The sequence below is a fragment of the uncultured Roseibium sp. genome, assembly GCF_947494555.1.
Lineage (GTDB): Bacteria > Pseudomonadota > Alphaproteobacteria > Rhizobiales > Stappiaceae > Roseibium.
Genome location: NZ_CANLVF010000001.1, coordinates 574613 through 590869 on the forward strand (window position 1 = coordinate 574613; position 16257 = coordinate 590869).

16 protein-coding genes are annotated in these 16257 nt (G+C 57.0%); 6 read left to right on the plus strand and 10 right to left on the minus strand.

Annotated features, from left to right (window positions below; genetic code table 11):
- Positions 1-58 precede the first annotated feature (58 nt).
- Positions 59-901: a hypothetical protein gene (locus tag Q0915_RS02535; RefSeq protein WP_299472932.1), complete on the plus strand. Its 843-nt coding sequence runs from the start codon at positions 59-61 to the stop codon at positions 899-901.
- A gap of 9 nt (positions 902-910) precedes the next feature.
- Here Q0915_RS02535 and betC read toward each other — a convergent pair whose 3' ends face one another.
- Positions 911-2428, minus strand: a complete 1518-nt coding sequence (gene betC, locus Q0915_RS02540) for a choline-sulfatase (RefSeq protein WP_299472934.1) — start codon at positions 2426-2428, stop codon at positions 911-913.
- A 460-nt stretch (positions 2429-2888) separates the two neighbouring features.
- Between betC and Q0915_RS02545 the strand changes: the two genes are divergently transcribed.
- Both Q0915_RS02545 and Q0915_RS02550 read left to right on the plus strand, forming a co-directional pair.
- Positions 2889-3371, plus strand: a complete 483-nt coding sequence (locus Q0915_RS02545) for a MerR family transcriptional regulator (RefSeq protein WP_299472936.1) — start codon at positions 2889-2891, stop codon at positions 3369-3371.
- The gene (locus Q0915_RS02550) at positions 3319-3717 is read left to right on the plus strand and encodes a carboxymuconolactone decarboxylase family protein (protein WP_299472938.1); all 399 of its coding nucleotides are present in this window, start codon (positions 3319-3321) and stop codon (positions 3715-3717) included. Before Q0915_RS02545 ends, Q0915_RS02550 begins: the two co-directional genes overlap by 53 nt.
- Positions 3718-3823: 106 nt before the next feature.
- Here Q0915_RS02550 and Q0915_RS02555 read toward each other — a convergent pair whose 3' ends face one another.
- Positions 3824-4600 carry a hypothetical protein gene (locus Q0915_RS02555; RefSeq protein WP_299472940.1) on the minus strand — a complete coding sequence of 259 codons (777 nt, stop codon included), beginning with the start codon at positions 4598-4600 and terminating at the stop codon, positions 3824-3826.
- A 335-nt stretch (positions 4601-4935) separates the two neighbouring features.
- Positions 4936-5412 carry a helix-turn-helix domain-containing protein gene (locus Q0915_RS02560; protein ID WP_299472942.1) on the minus strand — a complete coding sequence of 159 codons (477 nt, stop codon included), beginning with the start codon at positions 5410-5412 and terminating at the stop codon, positions 4936-4938.
- 69 nt (positions 5413-5481) lie between these two features.
- Here Q0915_RS02560 and Q0915_RS02565 point away from each other — a divergent pair, with 69 nt between their 5' ends.
- On the plus strand, positions 5482-6714 hold the full coding sequence (locus Q0915_RS02565) for an alpha/beta hydrolase (protein ID WP_299472944.1): 1233 nt from the start codon (positions 5482-5484) through the stop codon (positions 6712-6714).
- A 64-nt stretch (positions 6715-6778) separates the two neighbouring features.
- Here Q0915_RS02565 and Q0915_RS02570 read toward each other — a convergent pair whose 3' ends face one another.
- Positions 6779-7078 (minus strand): SelT/SelW/SelH family protein, encoded by a 300-nt coding sequence (locus tag Q0915_RS02570; protein ID WP_299472946.1) that lies wholly within the window; start codon positions 7076-7078, stop codon positions 6779-6781.
- Positions 7079-7125: 47 nt separating this feature from the next.
- Between Q0915_RS02570 and Q0915_RS02575 the strand changes: the two genes are divergently transcribed.
- Positions 7126-8019: a choline/ethanolamine kinase family protein gene (locus Q0915_RS02575; RefSeq protein ID WP_299472948.1), complete on the plus strand. Its 894-nt coding sequence runs from the start codon at positions 7126-7128 to the stop codon at positions 8017-8019.
- Here the strand turns inward: Q0915_RS02575 and Q0915_RS02580 are convergent.
- From Q0915_RS02580 to Q0915_RS02605, 6 genes are all read right to left on the minus strand, one after another.
- Positions 8009-8998 (minus strand): heparan-alpha-glucosaminide N-acetyltransferase, encoded by a 990-nt coding sequence (locus Q0915_RS02580; RefSeq protein ID WP_299472950.1) that lies wholly within the window; start codon positions 8996-8998, stop codon positions 8009-8011. The two genes, Q0915_RS02575 and Q0915_RS02580, sit on opposite strands and share 11 nt — an antisense overlap.
- Positions 8999-9405: 407 nt before the next feature.
- Complete coding sequence (locus Q0915_RS02585) at positions 9406-10608, minus strand: aminotransferase class I/II-fold pyridoxal phosphate-dependent enzyme (RefSeq protein WP_299472952.1); 1203 nt, start codon at positions 10606-10608, stop codon at positions 9406-9408.
- A 145-nt stretch (positions 10609-10753) separates the two neighbouring features.
- Positions 10754-11227, minus strand: coding sequence for a DUF3775 domain-containing protein (locus Q0915_RS02590; RefSeq protein WP_299472954.1), 474 nt, complete (start codon positions 11225-11227; stop codon positions 10754-10756).
- Positions 11228-11572: 345 nt separating this feature from the next.
- Positions 11573-12343 (minus strand): enoyl-CoA hydratase-related protein, encoded by a 771-nt coding sequence (locus Q0915_RS02595; RefSeq protein ID WP_299472956.1) that lies wholly within the window; start codon positions 12341-12343, stop codon positions 11573-11575.
- Between the two features lies 1 nt (position 12344).
- Entirely contained in the window at positions 12345-13658 is a 1314-nt protein-coding gene (locus Q0915_RS02600) for a hypothetical protein (RefSeq protein ID WP_299472958.1), read from the minus strand.
- Complete coding sequence (locus Q0915_RS02605) at positions 13658-15280, minus strand: AMP-binding protein (RefSeq protein WP_299472960.1); 1623 nt, start codon at positions 15278-15280, stop codon at positions 13658-13660. Before Q0915_RS02605 ends, Q0915_RS02600 begins: the two co-directional genes overlap by 1 nt.
- A gap of 164 nt (positions 15281-15444) precedes the next feature.
- Here Q0915_RS02605 and Q0915_RS02610 point away from each other — a divergent pair, with 164 nt between their 5' ends.
- Positions 15445-16257 carry a DUF6502 family protein gene (locus Q0915_RS02610; protein ID WP_299472962.1) on the plus strand — a complete coding sequence of 271 codons (813 nt, stop codon included), beginning with the start codon at positions 15445-15447 and terminating at the stop codon, positions 16255-16257.

Here is a 16257-nt window from a genome sequence, read left to right on the forward strand (position 1 = left end):
AAGCTCCTTGCCGCGCGGATAAGGTTGGCCTGTTCCTGTCGAAGCGAAGGAGACAATGATGGAACTCGACCGAAGACGTCTGATGAGCCTTGCAGCTGCCGGCAGTTTGGGAATGATGCTGCCCGGACCTTCGGCAAACGCGGCAGCCACCTCTTCGACGGGTTTTATTCAGCACTTCTCAAACCAGGGTGTGCAAGTCCTCGACCCGCTCCCCTTGATAACAGGCGTTGGGTTTAATGGAGGGCTCAGATATGACGACACGCGACCGTCCTATCCCGACGCTTCCTCCATGTGCGTTCAGCCGGCCTGCCGCATTGAGGACGGCGGAAAGTCATCGGAGCCCGGCGTCCTCGCGCTGTTTCACATCATGGTTCTCAATTTGCCGGGCGGGGCGGGACCGGGAGACGCGCTCGGCCAGCTCCTCGGCTATCTCATGGATAGTGTGAAAATCGACCCGGATAAGCTGGTGTTCGTATCCACGCAGGTGTTCGATCCGTATTTCAATGCGGAGCCGCTTCTTCAAAAGGGTCGGTTTGTAAAAAGGGATCTTTCCGAGGCCCAGGCGGCTGGTGACGGGTCAGGCTTTTTCGCGCCTGCGGGCCATCCTGATACGAAGGGCTTTGCGACCGTCAGCATTCATTACCCGATCGGAGCGGGGACAACAGGCGAGCTGTCCTATCCGCTCCCCGGTTACCTGGAGATCGGTGAGATCAGTCTGGCTGAACCGTCGTCAGGTGGAGGCGTCGGTGGTGGCCTCGGTCTGGAACGGCTTGCCATGGCTATGGGCGCGGCGGCACCGACTTTTTCGGAAAGTCGCGTGACACTCTTCGAAAAGGTTGGCCAGGAAGCATCGAAAACCGGTGCTGAGTTTCCGATCGGTCTCGAGGCATTTGCCGAATAGGCGAATACGTCACTCCCCCCTCGGAAACCGCTGTCCTTCCTCGACCTCATTGAGATCCATATGGTTGCGCATGTAGCGTTCGGAGGCTTTCTGGAGGGGCTGGTAGTCCCACGGAAAAAAGGCGCCGTTGCGAAGGGCTTCGTAGACGATCCAGCGGCGGGCCTGGGACTGACGGACCTCCGCGTCGAAGGCGCTCATGTCCCAACGTGCCCGGACAGCGTCGGCAAACCGCTCGCAGGCGTCGGTATAGGCCGGATCGCCAGCGAGATTTTCAAGCTCGTAAGGATCGTCGGCAAGATTGAAGAGTTGCGGCGGATCCAGCTCGCAGTGAATGTATTTCCAGTCTCCCTCGCGGATGCCCACCAGCGGGGCGTAGGAAGCTTCGGCGGCGTATTCCATAAGGACCGGTGATATCCGCTCTTCTCCGTTTGCGAGTGGCAACAGGCTGTCACCATCAGTCCATGGCATGATTTCGCTCATGTCGATGCCGACAAGATCGCAGGCGGTCGGCAATACGTCGAGCGTGCTGACAGGTGTGCTGATATGCTTCGGGGAAAGGTCCTTGTCGCAGATCATCAGTGGCACGCGCGAAGATCCTTCAAAGAAGGTCATCTTGAACCAGAGACCTCTCTCTCCCAGCATGTCACCGTGGTCGGAGACGAACAGGATTGTCGTGTCGTCTGCCAGCTGCATTGCCTCGAGCGCGTGAAGGATTTCGCCGATCTTGTCGTCGAGATACGAGATATTGGCGAAGTAAGCACGGCGAGAGCGACGGATATCTTCTCCGGTTATGTTGAAACTGCGCCAGTCGTTGGCATCGAAAATACGCTTGGAATGAGGGTCGTGATCCTCGTAGTCCATTGCCGGGATTTCCGGCAGCAGGTGTTCACAGCCCTCGTAGAGATCCCAGTACTTCTTCCGCGCGACATAGGGATCATGAGGGTGTGTGAAGCTGGCGGTGAGGCAGAAGGGACGGTCATACTTGCCGCGGCCATAGTCATAGATCTTCCGAACAGCCTGGAAGGCGACGTCGTCGTCATATTCCATCTGGTTCGAGATTTCAGCGACACCGGCGCCTGTCACCGAGCCCATGTTGTGGTACCACCAGTCGATGCGCTCTCCCGGTTTGCGATAGTCGGGAGTCCAGCCGAAATCGGCTGGATAGATGTCCGTGGTCAGCCGCTCCTCGAAGCCATGCATCTGGTCCGGTCCGACGAAATGCATCTTGCCGGAAAGGCAAGTTGTGTAGCCGGCCCGGCGAAGGTGATGGGCATAGGTCGGAATATCCGAGGCGAATTCCGCCGCGTTGTCATAGACGCCCGTGCGGCGCGGCAATTGACCCGACATGAAACTGGCCCGGCCCGGAGCGCAAAGCGGCGAGGCTGTGTAGGTGTTCTGGAACCGTACCGACCGCGCGGCAAGGTTCTTCAGGTTCGGCGCGTGCAGAAAGTCGGCAGGGCCATCCGGAAACAGGGTGCCGTTCAGCTGATCCACCATCAGGATCAGGATATTCTTGCGAGAGGTCATGGCATTCCCCGTGGCTGGATCTGAGTTTCTGAAAGCGTAGCTGGTTTTTGATTGGTCAATCAATCAAAAACGCGGACATCTGTTGCCGATTTCCGACATCCGGGTCTTGTCCAATGCTGTCCGGTTCAGGAAGTGCAATCGGGTTCGTCTTTGACAGAGCCATAAAACTTCGTGCGCCGCCAATCGGGACGGTGATTTTTTCCCGGAATTGTCGTCCCGGTTTGACGCGCAAACGGCAAGACCGGGATCCAGTCCCCTGTGTGGCCGAGGGAAGAATAGGGCTGCAAAACAAGAGTTTACTGGGTTCCGGCATTCCGCTGCACTTCAGCCGGAATGACAAGTCTGCTGACCTGGGATCAGCTCAAAAACCGGTATAGGGGTAAACCGGACAGGAAAGGCTCTTGACCTGGAGTGCGCTCCAACGTGTATGTGAAGCAGATCGTTCTGTTCGGAGACAGTCATGCGGATTGGTGATCTTGCTGAAAAGTCGGGACTTTCAACCGACACGCTGCGTTACTACGAGAAGATCGGTCTCTTGCCGAAACCGCCTCGCGACGGTGGCGGACGCCGTGTCTATGACGAGACGGTTCTGCGCTGGATCGATTTTCTTGCCAGGCTCAAATCGACCGGGATGGGGATCAAAAACCGCTTGCGGTACGCGGATCTGCGTACAAAAGGCGCAGCTTCCCTGACCGAGCGCAGAAAGATGCTCGAGAGCCATCGGGTAAAGATGTCGGACGACTTGGCGCGTCTGACCGAGATGCTAACGGTGCTGGACGAAAAAATCGAACTCTACAAAAGGATGGAGGCCGGCGAAGCTGTCGACCCAGCCTTTGAAAACTGTGCCCGGACCGAACACGGCGCGCAAACATGTTCGAAAGGCAAGACCGATGAGCGAAGCACTGAAACGCGGGCGGGAAATAGCGCACCGCCTCAATCCTGATCTGGAAACAACCCTCCGGTCCCGATACGACGATTTGCTGCCAGGCTTCACGGAGAGTCTCGTGGAGTGGGGCTACGGGCGACATTATGCGCGGCCGGGGCTCGATCTGAAGACGCGGCAGCTCTGCACGATTGCAGCACTCACGGTGCTGGGCGGGCAGACGGCGCCGCAACTGAAGGTCAACATCGAACACACGCTTGCTGCGGGCGCGAGCCGTGTGGAAATCGTCGAGGCGATTTGGCAGATGGCGGTCTACGGCGGACTGCCGGCTGCGATCAATGGACTGAACGCAGCGCGTGAGGTTTTTGCTGACCGGGACCAGACGTCTCAATCTGTTGATGCCTGAGAATGATCGATTGAATCGTGAAGGTTGATTTTTTGAGATGCTTGATCAACGCCCGGTCTCGGGCGTTGAAGTCTGAACCGCGGCAGCCTTCAAGAGACGATGAACGCTATTTGATATCAAAGGAAAAGCCCAACAGTTTCCAACCCGTTCCTTCGTAGACATATTTGACGCCGAACCAGAAACGGTCTGGTTGGGTCGGGTAGTAACCCTTGATTTCCATGACACCTTCGCCGGAAAGAGACGCGGGTTCGCTGAAGACCGGCGCGAGCTGCTTGAGGGTTTGTACCCCGGGGCCCAACGTGAAAATACTGGCATAGGCCTCATCCAGTTGAGCGACGCTGAACTGCCCGGCCCATAGGCGGGAAATATGGTCGTGAAAACCGGTCATGTCTTTTGCAACGGCTGAATCGACGAAAGCTGCAATGGATGCATTGACAAGAGCCACTTGCTGTCCTTCTGAGGGCAAGTCCCCAGCCGTCTCGCTCGGACCGGAGGCCTCGGTGTGGATCGCGTATATCTTCCACTGGCCGTTTTCCTTGACGAGATCGACCTCGATGGGGATACGCCTGCCGTCATTCGACGTCAGCGTGCCGACGAGCGTTCCGGTGCTGACGGTAACGGAACGGTTGCTCCAGCTCGTTTCACTCGCATCATCCATATTGGTCGAGGCAAGAAAGGCGACGAGCTGGGACATGTCTGTTCCGGCCTGGAAGTCCTTCGCCAGATAGCCGTAGGCTTCATCAATGTCTCCGGAAGCCACCGCAGCGAAGAAGTCGTCTCCTACTTTCGTGATGCCAGAGGTCAAATAGAAAACGACTGCAACAACCAAAACCACAACGCAGGCAACGCCAGCCAATATTTTCAGAAATAACGCCAATCGCATAATATGGAAAATCCTTTGGAAATTGTAGAAGTATTACAATTCTCCGGTAAATAAGAACGCATTATTACAGCACCTAATTTCCTCAAAGTGTACAACTAAAACCTGTCACCATGTCCAAGTGCACAGAAACACGATTGTATGTATCATTCCTCTAGGTAGAATTTTAAGGCGAGCGGCAGGCATCTGCTTCCGGAGGATCAGATTTCGGAAACCTGCTTCGGCCTGACCGTCCAAGTTTTGATCAAACCAAATTGTTGCGGAGACAATACGGTCTGTCTTGTTGCTGGCGTAAATCGAGTGTCTTCGATTGAAGGTGGATGCTATTGACTACCCCTTCAGCTTTCTTCCTGACATTCGTCGTCATGCTTTTTGGTCGCCTTGAGCAGCTTTACGAGAAGGGATCGCAAGGTTTCGAGATCGTCCTTGCCCATTGCTGTTTCCAGTTCTCCTTCCAGTTCGCGCAGCAAGGCCCCTGCCTTTTGCCTGGCCTGGTTGCCGATCTCGGTCGGTACCGGCAATTTGTCCCTTTTGTTGCCGGGAACAGGCTCCAGTCTGAGAGCACCAAGGTCGACAAGTCTTGAAACGGCGGCGTGCACCGCCTGACGGCTGACACCCTTGTCCCGGGCGAGCTCTGAGATTGTGCGCGGATGACGGCTGATCATCATGAATATGTTGGCGTCGGCAGGCCTTGCAGCATCGAGGCCGGTCCCTTTGCGCAGCTCAACCATGCGCTGATCGAGGTATTCATTAGCGTCAGAAACCAATCCACGAATGTTGGTGAATGCGGGGTGAGTCGGTTTTTTGTCATCCATGCTTGACAGTCTCCGAGCGGTCCATCACATTGTCAATTGTCAATCAAGGTTGACAATAAGGAGGATGTGATGCGTTTTGACTATGGAGTCGGTGGTGCTGCTCTGTTTGCGGCGATGTATCTCGGCGTTATGCCGCTTGGGGCACAGGAGATTGACGGCACACGCTTTCGGGCTCCCGAAGAAGGAACCTGGTACCATCCGGTCGAGCCGGACAGCTGGGTGCACATCGGTGGAGAACGAGCAGACATCGAAGCGGTCCTGACACGGATCGCGACGACAGGGTCTGCAAGAAGCCTGCCCGATGATCCGTCCTATCAGGGCGAAGGCAGCTGGATTGCAGAGTGGGTCGCCGCTGGTGAAAAGGCGCTGTCAGAAGGCCGTGCTTTGGCCGAGGCGGGTGACAGCTTGAATGCTGTCGGCAAGTTCAAGGCAGCGGTTGCCTATTTCCTGAGGGCGTCTTCTCCCCATACCGACGATCCTACGCAGAGGTCAGCGCTGCAACAGGCGCAGATTGCCTACGGGTTGATGGCGCAGCACCACCCTCTTTCAATCAGGAAAATTGAGGTGCCCTTCGAAGACGGTTCTTTCAAGGCCTGGTTGCACATGCCGAAGTCCGAAAGCCCGTCCCCGGTCGTGGTCGTCTCCATGGGGTCGGATGTGGCCAAAGAGGAGCTGCTCCCTTATTTCGAGAAGCAACTGTCGATCAGGGGGATCGGGATGCTGTCGCTCGATATGCCCGGTCTGGGAGCATCGTCTGAATGGCGCTTCTCGCCAGATCTGGACAAGTTGCATGTTGCCGCACTTCAGCATCTGAAAACGCTTCCGGAGGTCGATCCGGACAATCTTTTCGTTCAAGGCGCAAGTTTTGGGGGCAATCCCGTCGCCAGGGCCTGGCTTGCGCGGCCAGGTATTAATCTTGCCGGCGCAATATTCATGTGCGGACCGATACACAGCTCTCTGGTCGCGCCGCCGCAGGCCTATGCGCACTTCCCGGAATACACCATGGATGGTGTGCGTGCGCGGTTCGGTTTGCGACCGGAAGCGGGCTTTGAAGAGATTTCGGCGGTTGCCGAGACACTCTCCCTGAAGCGGCAAGGACTGTTCGAGGGACCAAAAATTGAAACACCAATATTTGCGATCCTGACCAACGACGATCCCGTTATTCCGCTCAAGGATGCGGACGAAATGCTGGCGCGGGGGAACAGTGTCAAAAGGGTGGTCTATGACACGCCCGGACATTGCCCGGAGCGGGACAGCCGGGAAGCGATGGCGGCAAGCTGGATTGTTGATCAGCTCCGTTGAAAGCCGCCCGAACTCATGATGGAAGAAACACTTCCTCGATGAGACTGGTCTGGGCGGCGCTGCGTTATCGATCCGCCGCCTTGCCACCGGAATGCCCCAGATCCTTGTCTGGCCAGAGCAGATCTCGCAAGCGTTGCTTGAGTACCTTTGCTTCGGGAAAACCGCCGTCGACAGTTCTGTCCCAAACGGCTGTGCCGTTACACGAAATAACGAAGATGCCGCCGGTGCCGGGGACAAGCGTCACGGCGCCGGTTTCCTCGGAAAAGGTGCTGAGGATTTCCTGTGCCATCCAGGCGGATCTCAGCAGCCAATTGCATTGGCGGCAATAGGTAATGATGATATGGGGCGAGGGGACGTCGATCATGGCGTCTGGCCTTCACTTTCAGCAAGAGCAAACGAACGTCAGCGCTTGTGACACATTCCACCGCCGTACCGCCAGATATTCGTGACGCGTTTCAAACGCACGCCGAGCTTTATGAGATCTGCGGCGCGGTCCAGGCAGCGATGCGACAGGCGGGCTTGAGCAACCGCGTTTATCGACTGGAGGCCGACAAAGGGTACTTTTTCCTGCGTCTTCCGAGGCCGGAAACCGCCGGAATGGTGGACCGCTTTTCAGAAGCGTGGAACATCAACATTGCTGCCAGGCTCTCGATTGGATTGCCGCCAGTCTTCTGCGAACCGGAGAGCGGAGTGCTGCTGACACGTGCGGTGGAGCCTGCCGCACTTGCACCCGATGACCTGCCTGTGCACCTCGGGCAGGCCATCGGACGGCTTCACGCATCCGGTGCCAATTTCAAAGGCCGGTTGAGCGCTGATCAGGTTATTGACGCACAGAAGAAGGCCGTGTCATCGCGGTCTGATCTCTTACGCGAAGTAGGGGCGCTTGACGAAGCGCTTGTCGAGTTGGCGTCGCTTGAAACCGGATCGTTGCAAAATGTTCTGGTGCCAAGCCATGGCGACCTTTCGCCGGGCAACTGTCTCGCGACATCAGAAAAGTTCTGGCTCATTGACTGGGAATATTCGGCAATGGCGGAACCTGAATGGGATATTGCTTACACGGTGCTTGAGCACGAATTTTCCAGTGCACAGGAGCACTTGCTGCTTGAAGCTTATCGCGCCAACGGCTCCGCGCAACGCTGTCCCACGCCCAGGCAACTTGAGATCATGAAAGTCAAATGCGACACTGTTTCCGCGCTTTGGGCGCTCGAACAACTCCGCCAGGAAAGCGACCGCACGGATTTTCTTGGCTTTGCGCGTGAAAGGCGTGATCGGGCCCTTTCCAGGGCCGCAAACATTATTCGATGACTGGCGGACGTCTGTCCGGATTGGCCAGACAGAGCTTGTAGTGCTCATTCATGCGCTCGCGCAGCGACTGATCGTCAGGTTCGACGACGAGCATGGTCCAGGTTCCGTCGGACTTCAGATGATCGAGCGTGCAGCTGCAGGCCGCTTCGCACAGGTCCGGCTCCCCAAGCGTTTGTGAACAGGCGGCTGAACAATTGCCGACGAACGCATTTCCTTCCCGATCGATTTCCGGGCTGACCATCACGGCGGCCCAGACCAAGCCATAGAGGATGGGCTGGTGCAGCAGGTAAATGAGCAGGGAATGCCGGCCCATCAGTCTTGTGAGAGCGCCAGCGCGACCGGAAAATGACAACACTGACAGGCGTTGCCAGATTTCCAGTCTCCGAAACACCTTTGAAAGGGTCAGTCCGGCAAGAGCGATACCAGCCCAGGGCGCAATGGGCACATAGTCAACGCTGCCGAAACCGGGGGTCCCCAAACCTGTCCAAAGCCACAGAGAACCGTCAAACGCAGCGGAGCTTGCCCAGAGTGGGAGAGTGAGCAGAAACAGGGCCGCGGCACCTGAAGCCCAGAACGATGATCGCAGAAATGGCAGTGAAATCAAACTCGAAGCCGCAATGCAGTGGAGGATCCCGAACCGCACGAAATTCTCACCGAACGTTAAAAACGTCACCAGGGAGACGGTTGCCGCGGCGGCGGCAATGACAGCAAATCGCTGCCAGAAGGACTGCCAACGGATGCCGGTATAATGCGCAAGATCCAGGCTGACCCCGGCCAGAAACAGAAAGCTTCCGGCAATCGTCGCTGCGAAGGCACGCCAGCCAGCACCCTGAGCCACGGGCCAGTCGACAAAAGCGAACCAATAGAGATCCCAGGAAAAATGGTAGATCGCCATGGCGACGACCGCCATGCCACGGGCGAGGTCCAGCACCGCCAAACGACCGGGCGATGATCCGGGACTTTTTGAAGAAACACGCATCTTCCGATCGCTATCGGATCAGGGACGGTTTCTCAAGTGATCTGTATTTCTAGCTGCTGAAAGCAACAACCAATGTTGTGATCAAAGCTGTTGCGGCGAGCATAGCGCCAACAAACGGCCACGGAGACGGACGATGAACGGTAAACGCATCGCGGTTCGCCGGGTCTTGCAGCATTGCCCTCAACTCCCTAGTCCCACCATGAACTTTGGCGAGAGTGGGGCAATTCGCGTGATGCGAAAAGCCCGGAATTGATATCCAGCTCTGTTTTCCCAAGAAAAACATCAAGGTGTGGAGCATCCGGCAAAGCAGTGTGTCGCCTCTTGACGTCGATAACGACCTGAAAAGCTGTGTGTTTCTCCCGATTTTCGCTCTTGAGAGGGTTCTCTCGCGGATCAGCGCGAAAGCATCAGGCAGCCCCGGACAAAGAGAGTTCCTCGACAGTATTACGGATGATGCGGCTGATATGCACGCAATCCTCAAGCGTGAAACTCAGCGGAATACGCATATCGAAAAGGCCCGCGAGGATCTGGTCTGTTTCCGATAGATTTTGTGGATCAACATATTTCCAGCTGTGGTGGTTGGATGTGAACCCCACCGGGTTGTCGTCGCCGAACCACTTCAGTTCAACGCCAAGGTTCTTGTTGGCGGCAAGGAAACCGCGAGCCTGAGCCGGTGTAACGGATGGCAGCCGGAACTGAATGGAACTTCCCACGTAGCGTTCTTCCGCTGGGCGGTGAGGCAACTGAATGGCGTCCAAACCGCTTAACTGGCGGGCGATGAGATCATACCGTTCATTCCAGCGGCGAATGCTGTCTTCCAGTGCCGCAAGCTGCGGTAACAAAACGGCGGCGCCCAGATTGTCCATGCGTCCGGACATATTTGCCGTTTCAAGCCGTATGTCCTCAAACTCCTCGCTTGCCGGAACCGCGCCATGTCGATCGTAGAGCATGTAGGAGCCGGACAGCATTGTTGCGCGCGCCATAAACTCCGGGACGTTGGACGTGAGCAATCCGCCTTCGCCGGAATTGAGATGCTTGTAGGTCTGCGTTGAAAAACACCCAGCAAGTCCGAAGTTCCCGCTGAGCCGGCCTTTCCATTTGGCGCCCATCGTATGGGCACAGTCCTCGAGCAGCAAAATACGGTGTGCCTCCAAGATTGAGACGAGCGCATCCATGTCGCACAGATGTCCGCGCATGCTTGAGAGCAGCAGAACTTTGGTATCCGTTTCGCTGATTTTCGCTTGCAGATCCGCAAGATCCAGGATCAGATTTTCGGTTATCTCGACAAAGACGGGTCTGGCTCCAACACTTGCGATAGCACCGGGCACCGGCGCGAGCGTGAAACTGTTCGTCAGAACACGGTCTCCCGGTTGAACACCCGCTGCCCTGAGGGCGATCGACATCGCATAGCCGCCAGAGGCACAGGCAAGGCAATAGCGGCTTCCCTGATAGCCAGCGAATGCGCGCTCAAGTTCCGATGCCGGGCTCAACTCGTCGCCGACTGTGTTGTACCGGTGCAGCCGGCCACTGCGCATGACGTCGACCGCCGCGGCGATGGCCTCGTCCGGTATTGCCTCTTGCTGGGTAAACACTCCGCGAAAGGGGGCCAAGGCTCTCTCCGTTTTCCTGGCAGGCTAAACTTCGCGACATGCTGCCAAATTCACGCGGACTTTCGAAGAACTATCTCCGCGGTGCGTGAAGGACACATCTTTTCAGCCGAAAGCGTTGTCAGGCCGGTGAGAGCCGAGGCAATGATCAAAGGTCGAGCGCGTCGAGACCGGCTTCCAGGTAGTCAGCCAAAAGCGGCATGCCGATAAGATATTTGGCTGTCGACCCGAGTGCGCGCTCGCGCGCTTCATCGACGACCTGATCAAAATCGTCGGCTTCAAAATCCCCACGGCCGATCCAGGTTATAGCGACGAGTTCCGCTGCTTCATCCACGTTCAGATCTTCAATCAGCTCGCGCAGTTCTTCATCGGACAGGTCGTCGCTTTCTTCCTCGGCAAGGCCATCATGGTTGTGGCCTTCTTCCAGGGAATCCGCGTCGAATTCCACCTCGCCGTCATGGCCGTCTTCGAATGTGTCCTGCAGAGCGGATGCGACCGCACGCGCCTTCTGCGCGAACATGCGGATCGTGTCGGCCGAAAGTGTGAGGTTGATGTCCATGGCTGCCTCCGACAAACCTGTCTTTTCTTTATCGATCCACTTTTCTTCGTTGGCAATGGTCATGTCGCGAATTCCTCGTTCCCCACAGTCCGTGCAATGCATCGTTTCCAACAGGTTTATCCACTAAAGCCGCTCAAATCATAACTTGGATTCAGTTAAATGACCCGATGCACCTTCCTAGAGTTGTAAACTGCCTTGCAGAGGTTTTTCTCAGTTGCTTTACTTGCACCAGGCGCAAGAACCTGTCCTTGACCCGGATCAACGTGCGCGCGGCAAAAGACGCGGTGCCGCACTCCGGCGGGAAGACGGGTAGAGCCGGCGATATTTCGGTTTCCGGGGCGGACCGGGCACTCAGGCCTGGCATTCATGCAAATTGCATAGTGCCGGGCCTTTGTTTTTTGGGTTTGATCACGTCTCGTTAAATCGCGGTGGCCGTTTTTCAAGGAACGCGGACATCCCCTCGCGCTGCGCCGGCAAACCGTAAAGGGCATGATAGGTCTGGCGCTCATAGCGCATTCCGGCATCCAGCGTGCTGTTTTCGGCGTAGTTGACGCAAGCCCGCGCCATCTGAACGATTTCTCTTGGGGCTGCCGCCACGCTCTGCGCAACGTCCCGGACTTCACGTTCCAGATCTTCCGGTGAAATCACGCGGCTGACGAGACCTATTTCCAGTGCTTCCCTTGCGTCAATCATGCGTCCGGTCAGGATCATGTCCATTGCCCGGGTTCTGCCTATCAGCCTTGTCAGCCGCTGCGTGCCGCCAATGCCCGGTATGCAGCCGATCTTGATTTCCGGTTGACCGAACTGTGCCTTTTCACCTGCCAGAATGAGATCGCACATCATGGCAAGTTCGCAGCCACCGCCAAGAGCATAACCCTCGACGAGGGCGATTTTGGCGATACGAAGCGCGGCGAACCGATCCCAGTCAGCAAAGTAATCGCTTGCCTGCATGCTCGCATAATCCTGGACGGCGAGCTCCTTGATGTCAGCGCCCGCCGCAAACGCCCGTTCGTTTCCCCTGAGCAACAGGCAGCCGATCTGAGGATCTGCGTCGAACGCTTGCGCAGCAGCGAGGACTTCCACCATGACCAGGGAATTTAGGGCGTTGAGTTGCTTCGGCCGGTTCAACCGGATCGTCGCGACCCGGCCATCGACGGATGTTTCGATTGTTTCGAACATGTCAACTGTCCCAGATCGCGCCGTAGGCGGGTATGCCGAGCGCTTCCATGTCGTAGACCACCTTGCGGGTCAGTTTCTGGTTCGAAATCACGATGACCGCTTCTGCCCCGCTTTCACGCACGGCCTGAAGTGCCAGAGCGGAGAGATCCGGCTTTCCGTGGGTAACTGTGTCCCAGATCAGTGGATTTTCCGTATGGGCCTCTATTTCGTCGATCAGGTCATTTCCGTAGGTCTTTCGCGGCGAACGGGTCGACCAGATGAGCCGGTTTGGAACCTTTCCTTTTAGAAGATGCGGCAGAATGGGGCCGATGCCGGACCCTGTACCCACGTAGACCACCTTCCTGAACAGATCCTCGATGCGGGCAACTCCGCTCGTGGTGATGCCCTTGACCCAAACCTTGGACGGCGGATTGTCTATGAAGGCGCCAGTCCAGTCTCCCGCACGGGAGATCGCGAGGCGATAGCCCGGTTCGTTCGGTGCGGGAATGTTGGCAAAGGAGTGATACTCACCGAAGGGCGTGTGACTGATTGCGTTCGAGCTGCCTGCAAACGGCGTGTCGCCGTAGTTGAAACGCGCCAGAACGACGTGGTTCGACGGTTTGACGATTTCGACAGTCACCCGCTTCAGGGTGAGCCAGGGCGAGGCAATGGAAAGGGTTATCAGGCACAGCATCCAGAAGGCCGGTGTGCTCGTCAGAACAACGCCCATGTCGCCGGAAATCGAGACTATCTGCGCCCAGAAGAGCGCCAGCACCGTCCAGCCTGCAAAACGATGAATCTTTTCAAACGCATTGTGGAACCTTGTACGGAAACGGCTGAGCGCGGTCAGGATCATCAGTGTCATGAGCGCCACCATGAGACTACTCAAACCCAAGGTGATTCCTGAAACCTGAGCATTGCCGGACAGCCAGCCGTCGGTCATGGCGAAGAGCAAAAACGCGAACCAAAGCGTGCCAATAACCGTGCCGCCATAGTGCAGTCCGCCAAAATGAAAGACTTTGCCGGCTCCCCAGCGGATCCACAAAGGCCAGGAAACGGGGATACGGGTTGCCAGCCAGAAAAGGACATTCACGACCCGCTGCTGGCGGATCAAGATGCCCAAGGAGAGATTGATGAGCGCCATGTCGGCGATCTTGTCCAGGCGAAAGGTCTGGCCATCATGCCAATAGCCATTTTGGAGGCCGGCCGCGAGCACGGTCAGATTGGCAAGCGCGACGATCGCGAAGAGCCGCCGGTATTCCATCAACGCTGGATGTCGTGTCACCCGTCGCCAGTTCGGCGCGGCGTAGGCAAGATCTGTTGTTTGCGTGGTCATCAGTTCAACTCCACACTTTTACCCGCGATATGGGTCTGGGCGAGTTTGTGAAGCAGGTGCTTGTCCAGTTTGCCGCGCGGCGTGCGCGGAAGTTCGGGCAGGGGCAGCACGACCGTCGGCATGCAGTAATAAGGCAAGCTGTCGCTGACCTGTTCCCTTGCTTTTTCGGGACAGGCGCTTGCCGGCGAGATGAAGCTCACGAGGTTGCGGTCATCGAGTTTGAGCGTGACCGCGCGAATGCAGCAATCCGCTCGTTCCAGCGCGCTCGATACGCCATCGAGTTCTACCCGGAACCCCCGGATTTTGACCAGGTCGTCGACCCTGCCGAAATGTTCAAGTTCACCGGTTTCGTTCCAGCGCCCGAGGTCCCGGGTGCGGAACATCATTTGTCCGGGCTGGAACGGGTCAGGGCGATACCGCTCGTCGGTGAGTTTCCTGTTGGCGAGGTACCCGGCGGTTACACAGTCACCTCCGGCCCACATCTCGCCCTTTTCGCCGATCGGGAGGGGCTGCAGATCGTCATCCAAAATATAAACGGTGTTGTTGGGTGTCGGGCGACCGATCGACAGCACCTCCTTTTCCGGAATATGTGTCTCTGCAGTGTTGATAATCGTTGTTTCGGTCGGTCCGCAGGAATTGTAAAAAATGCAAAATGATGACCACGTATCTGCCAGCGAACGCGGGCAAGGCTCGCCGGCGACCGCTGCGACCTTCACCCCTTGGCAGCGCTCGTGGTCGAGAGATGCGAGTATGGACGGCGTCGCGATAAGGATGTCGACCTCCTCAGCTGTTTCCTGAATGGATTTGCCTCGGATCACGAGCGTTGCGCCGTTGGAAAGGGCACCAAGGATTTCCCATGCGGCCATGTCGAACGCAATGGAGAGGATCTGGCCGACCTTCAGCCCCGGGCGCATGCCAAGACCTCCCGGTGCCGTCAGCAGAATGTTGGCGAGATTTCGATGCGTGACCTGCACACCATTCGGGACGCCTGTTGTACCCGATGTGAACAGGATCATCGCCAGATCGTCCGGTTCAACCTGCTGCAGGAAAAGATCCGCTGCTTCAGGGCTCGAGGTGTCGCTGGCGAGCACATCATCGATCGCAATCAGTGTCTGCCGTGGCTGAACCGGAACCTGACCGGCCATTTCGCCAAGGGTGAGAACCACTTTGGCGTTGGTGACCTTGGCAATGTGACGCAGACCCTGTTCAGGAGCGACACCGACATGTTGCGGCACGTAAGCTGCGCCAAGTTTCATTGCAGCCACGATGCCGACAACCATTTCGAGCGACCGGCGAAGATAAAGACATATGGTGTCACCGCGCCTGACACCGTGCTCAAACAAGACCGCAACCAGCTTGTTCGAGGCTTGATCCAGTTCCTGATAACTCATGGTTTCACTACCGCATTCAACAGCGATCGTGTCGGGCTGTGCGCGAAGCCAGTATGCGATTGCCGCTGAAATCGTTGCATGACGCGGCACAACATCAGCTCCCCAACCGAATTCGTGGAATTTCTCGCGGTCCTCCGGCGTCAGGCAGGCAAGCGGGTTTGAAAGCAGCTTGGGGAAAACTGGGTCGACTGGCTGTGCTCCGTTCAAGGCATGAAGCGAAAATTCCGGCATGGCACCCTCCCATATTTGTGAAGCGGATTCATTATTAATGGGAAATTTTCCCATTTTGTGTCACGTTCGTTAAACTCCCTTTCACGAAAATGTTGAATCCCTTGGGGGCGTAAGATTTGGATTGAGTGCTAGATACTTAGGCTGACAGAGCTTCGTGGATTAATATGTCGACTGGACCGAAGGACCCGTTTGAGATCGCGCTTGCCGATTTGCTAATACCCCTGGCAAAGGCAATGGTGGCGCGTGGCGTCACGGTCGCGACAGCAACGGAGGCATTGAAGAAAGCGCTGGTCACAGCTGCAGAGGAGAGCTCTGAAGACGGATTGAGCGACAGCAAAGTCAGCGCGCTGACCGGTATTCACCGCAAGGACGTAAAGCGGTTACGCAACGATGATGAGACCGTCCCGGCCAAGCGCAGCAGCAGCGCGGCAGCGCTCGTGATCAGCTACTGGTCGACATCGCCGGAATTTCAAAAGCAAGACAACGGTCCACGCGATCTCACCCGAAAGGGCCAGGACGACCAGCCGGGGTTTGACGATCTGGTGCGTCTTGCCAGGATCGACATGGCCCCGGGAACCGTTCTGCAGACCTTGCTTGACCAGAAGCTTGTCGCCGTCCTGGAAGACGGCGGCTATCGGCTCTTGAGCGATGCGTTTGTGCCGACCGCCGGGAGCGCCGAGCAGGTCGCTGCCTATCGGGCAACCTTGTCCGCACACCTTGCGGCAGCGACACACAACCTGATTGCCGACGAGGAAACGCCCCGGCATTTCGATCGTGCCGTACGATATTCACATTTGTCTGCTGCATCGGTTGAGGAGTTGCGCGTCCTATCGTCCGAAAGGGCGCAGCAACTCCTGCAGACCATCAACACAAGGGCGCGTCAATTGCAGGATCAGGACGGGGATGACAATCAGACAGGCCGGTTCGTTGCCGGCTCGTACATCCTGCCGACATTTCCAGAAGACAAGGAAGGGTGA

Coding starts and splice junctions, on each gene's coding strand:
- Q0915_RS02610 (WP_299472962.1), top strand. CDS start 15,445: ATGTCGACTGGACCGAAGGACCCGTTTGAGATCGCGCTTGCCGATTTG.
- Q0915_RS02550 (WP_299472938.1), top strand. CDS start 3,319: ATGAGCGAAGCACTGAAACGCGGGCGGGAAATAGCGCACCGCCTCAAT.
- Q0915_RS02590 (WP_299472954.1), bottom strand. CDS start 11,227: ATGACCATTGCCAACGAAGAAAAGTGGATCGATAAAGAAAAGACAGGT.
- Q0915_RS02535 (WP_299472932.1), top strand. CDS start 59: ATGGAACTCGACCGAAGACGTCTGATGAGCCTTGCAGCTGCCGGCAGT.
- betC (WP_299472934.1), bottom strand. CDS start 2,428: ATGACCTCTCGCAAGAATATCCTGATCCTGATGGTGGATCAGCTGAAC.
- Q0915_RS02555 (WP_299472940.1), bottom strand. CDS start 4,600: ATGCGATTGGCGTTATTTCTGAAAATATTGGCTGGCGTTGCCTGCGTT.
- Q0915_RS02545 (WP_299472936.1), top strand. CDS start 2,889: ATGCGGATTGGTGATCTTGCTGAAAAGTCGGGACTTTCAACCGACACG.
- Q0915_RS02560 (WP_299472942.1), bottom strand. CDS start 5,412: ATGGATGACAAAAAACCGACTCACCCCGCATTCACCAACATTCGTGGA.
- Q0915_RS02605 (WP_299472960.1), bottom strand. CDS start 15,280: ATGCCGGAATTTTCGCTTCATGCCTTGAACGGAGCACAGCCAGTCGAC.
- Q0915_RS02570 (WP_299472946.1), bottom strand. CDS start 7,078: ATGATCGACGTCCCCTCGCCCCATATCATCATTACCTATTGCCGCCAA.
- Q0915_RS02600 (WP_299472958.1), bottom strand. CDS start 13,658: ATGACCACGCAAACAACAGATCTTGCCTACGCCGCGCCGAACTGGCGA.
- Q0915_RS02595 (WP_299472956.1), bottom strand. CDS start 12,343: ATGTTCGAAACAATCGAAACATCCGTCGATGGCCGGGTCGCGACGATC.
- Q0915_RS02580 (WP_299472950.1), bottom strand. CDS start 8,998: ATGCGTGTTTCTTCAAAAAGTCCCGGATCATCGCCCGGTCGTTTGGCG.
- Q0915_RS02565 (WP_299472944.1), top strand. CDS start 5,482: ATGCGTTTTGACTATGGAGTCGGTGGTGCTGCTCTGTTTGCGGCGATG.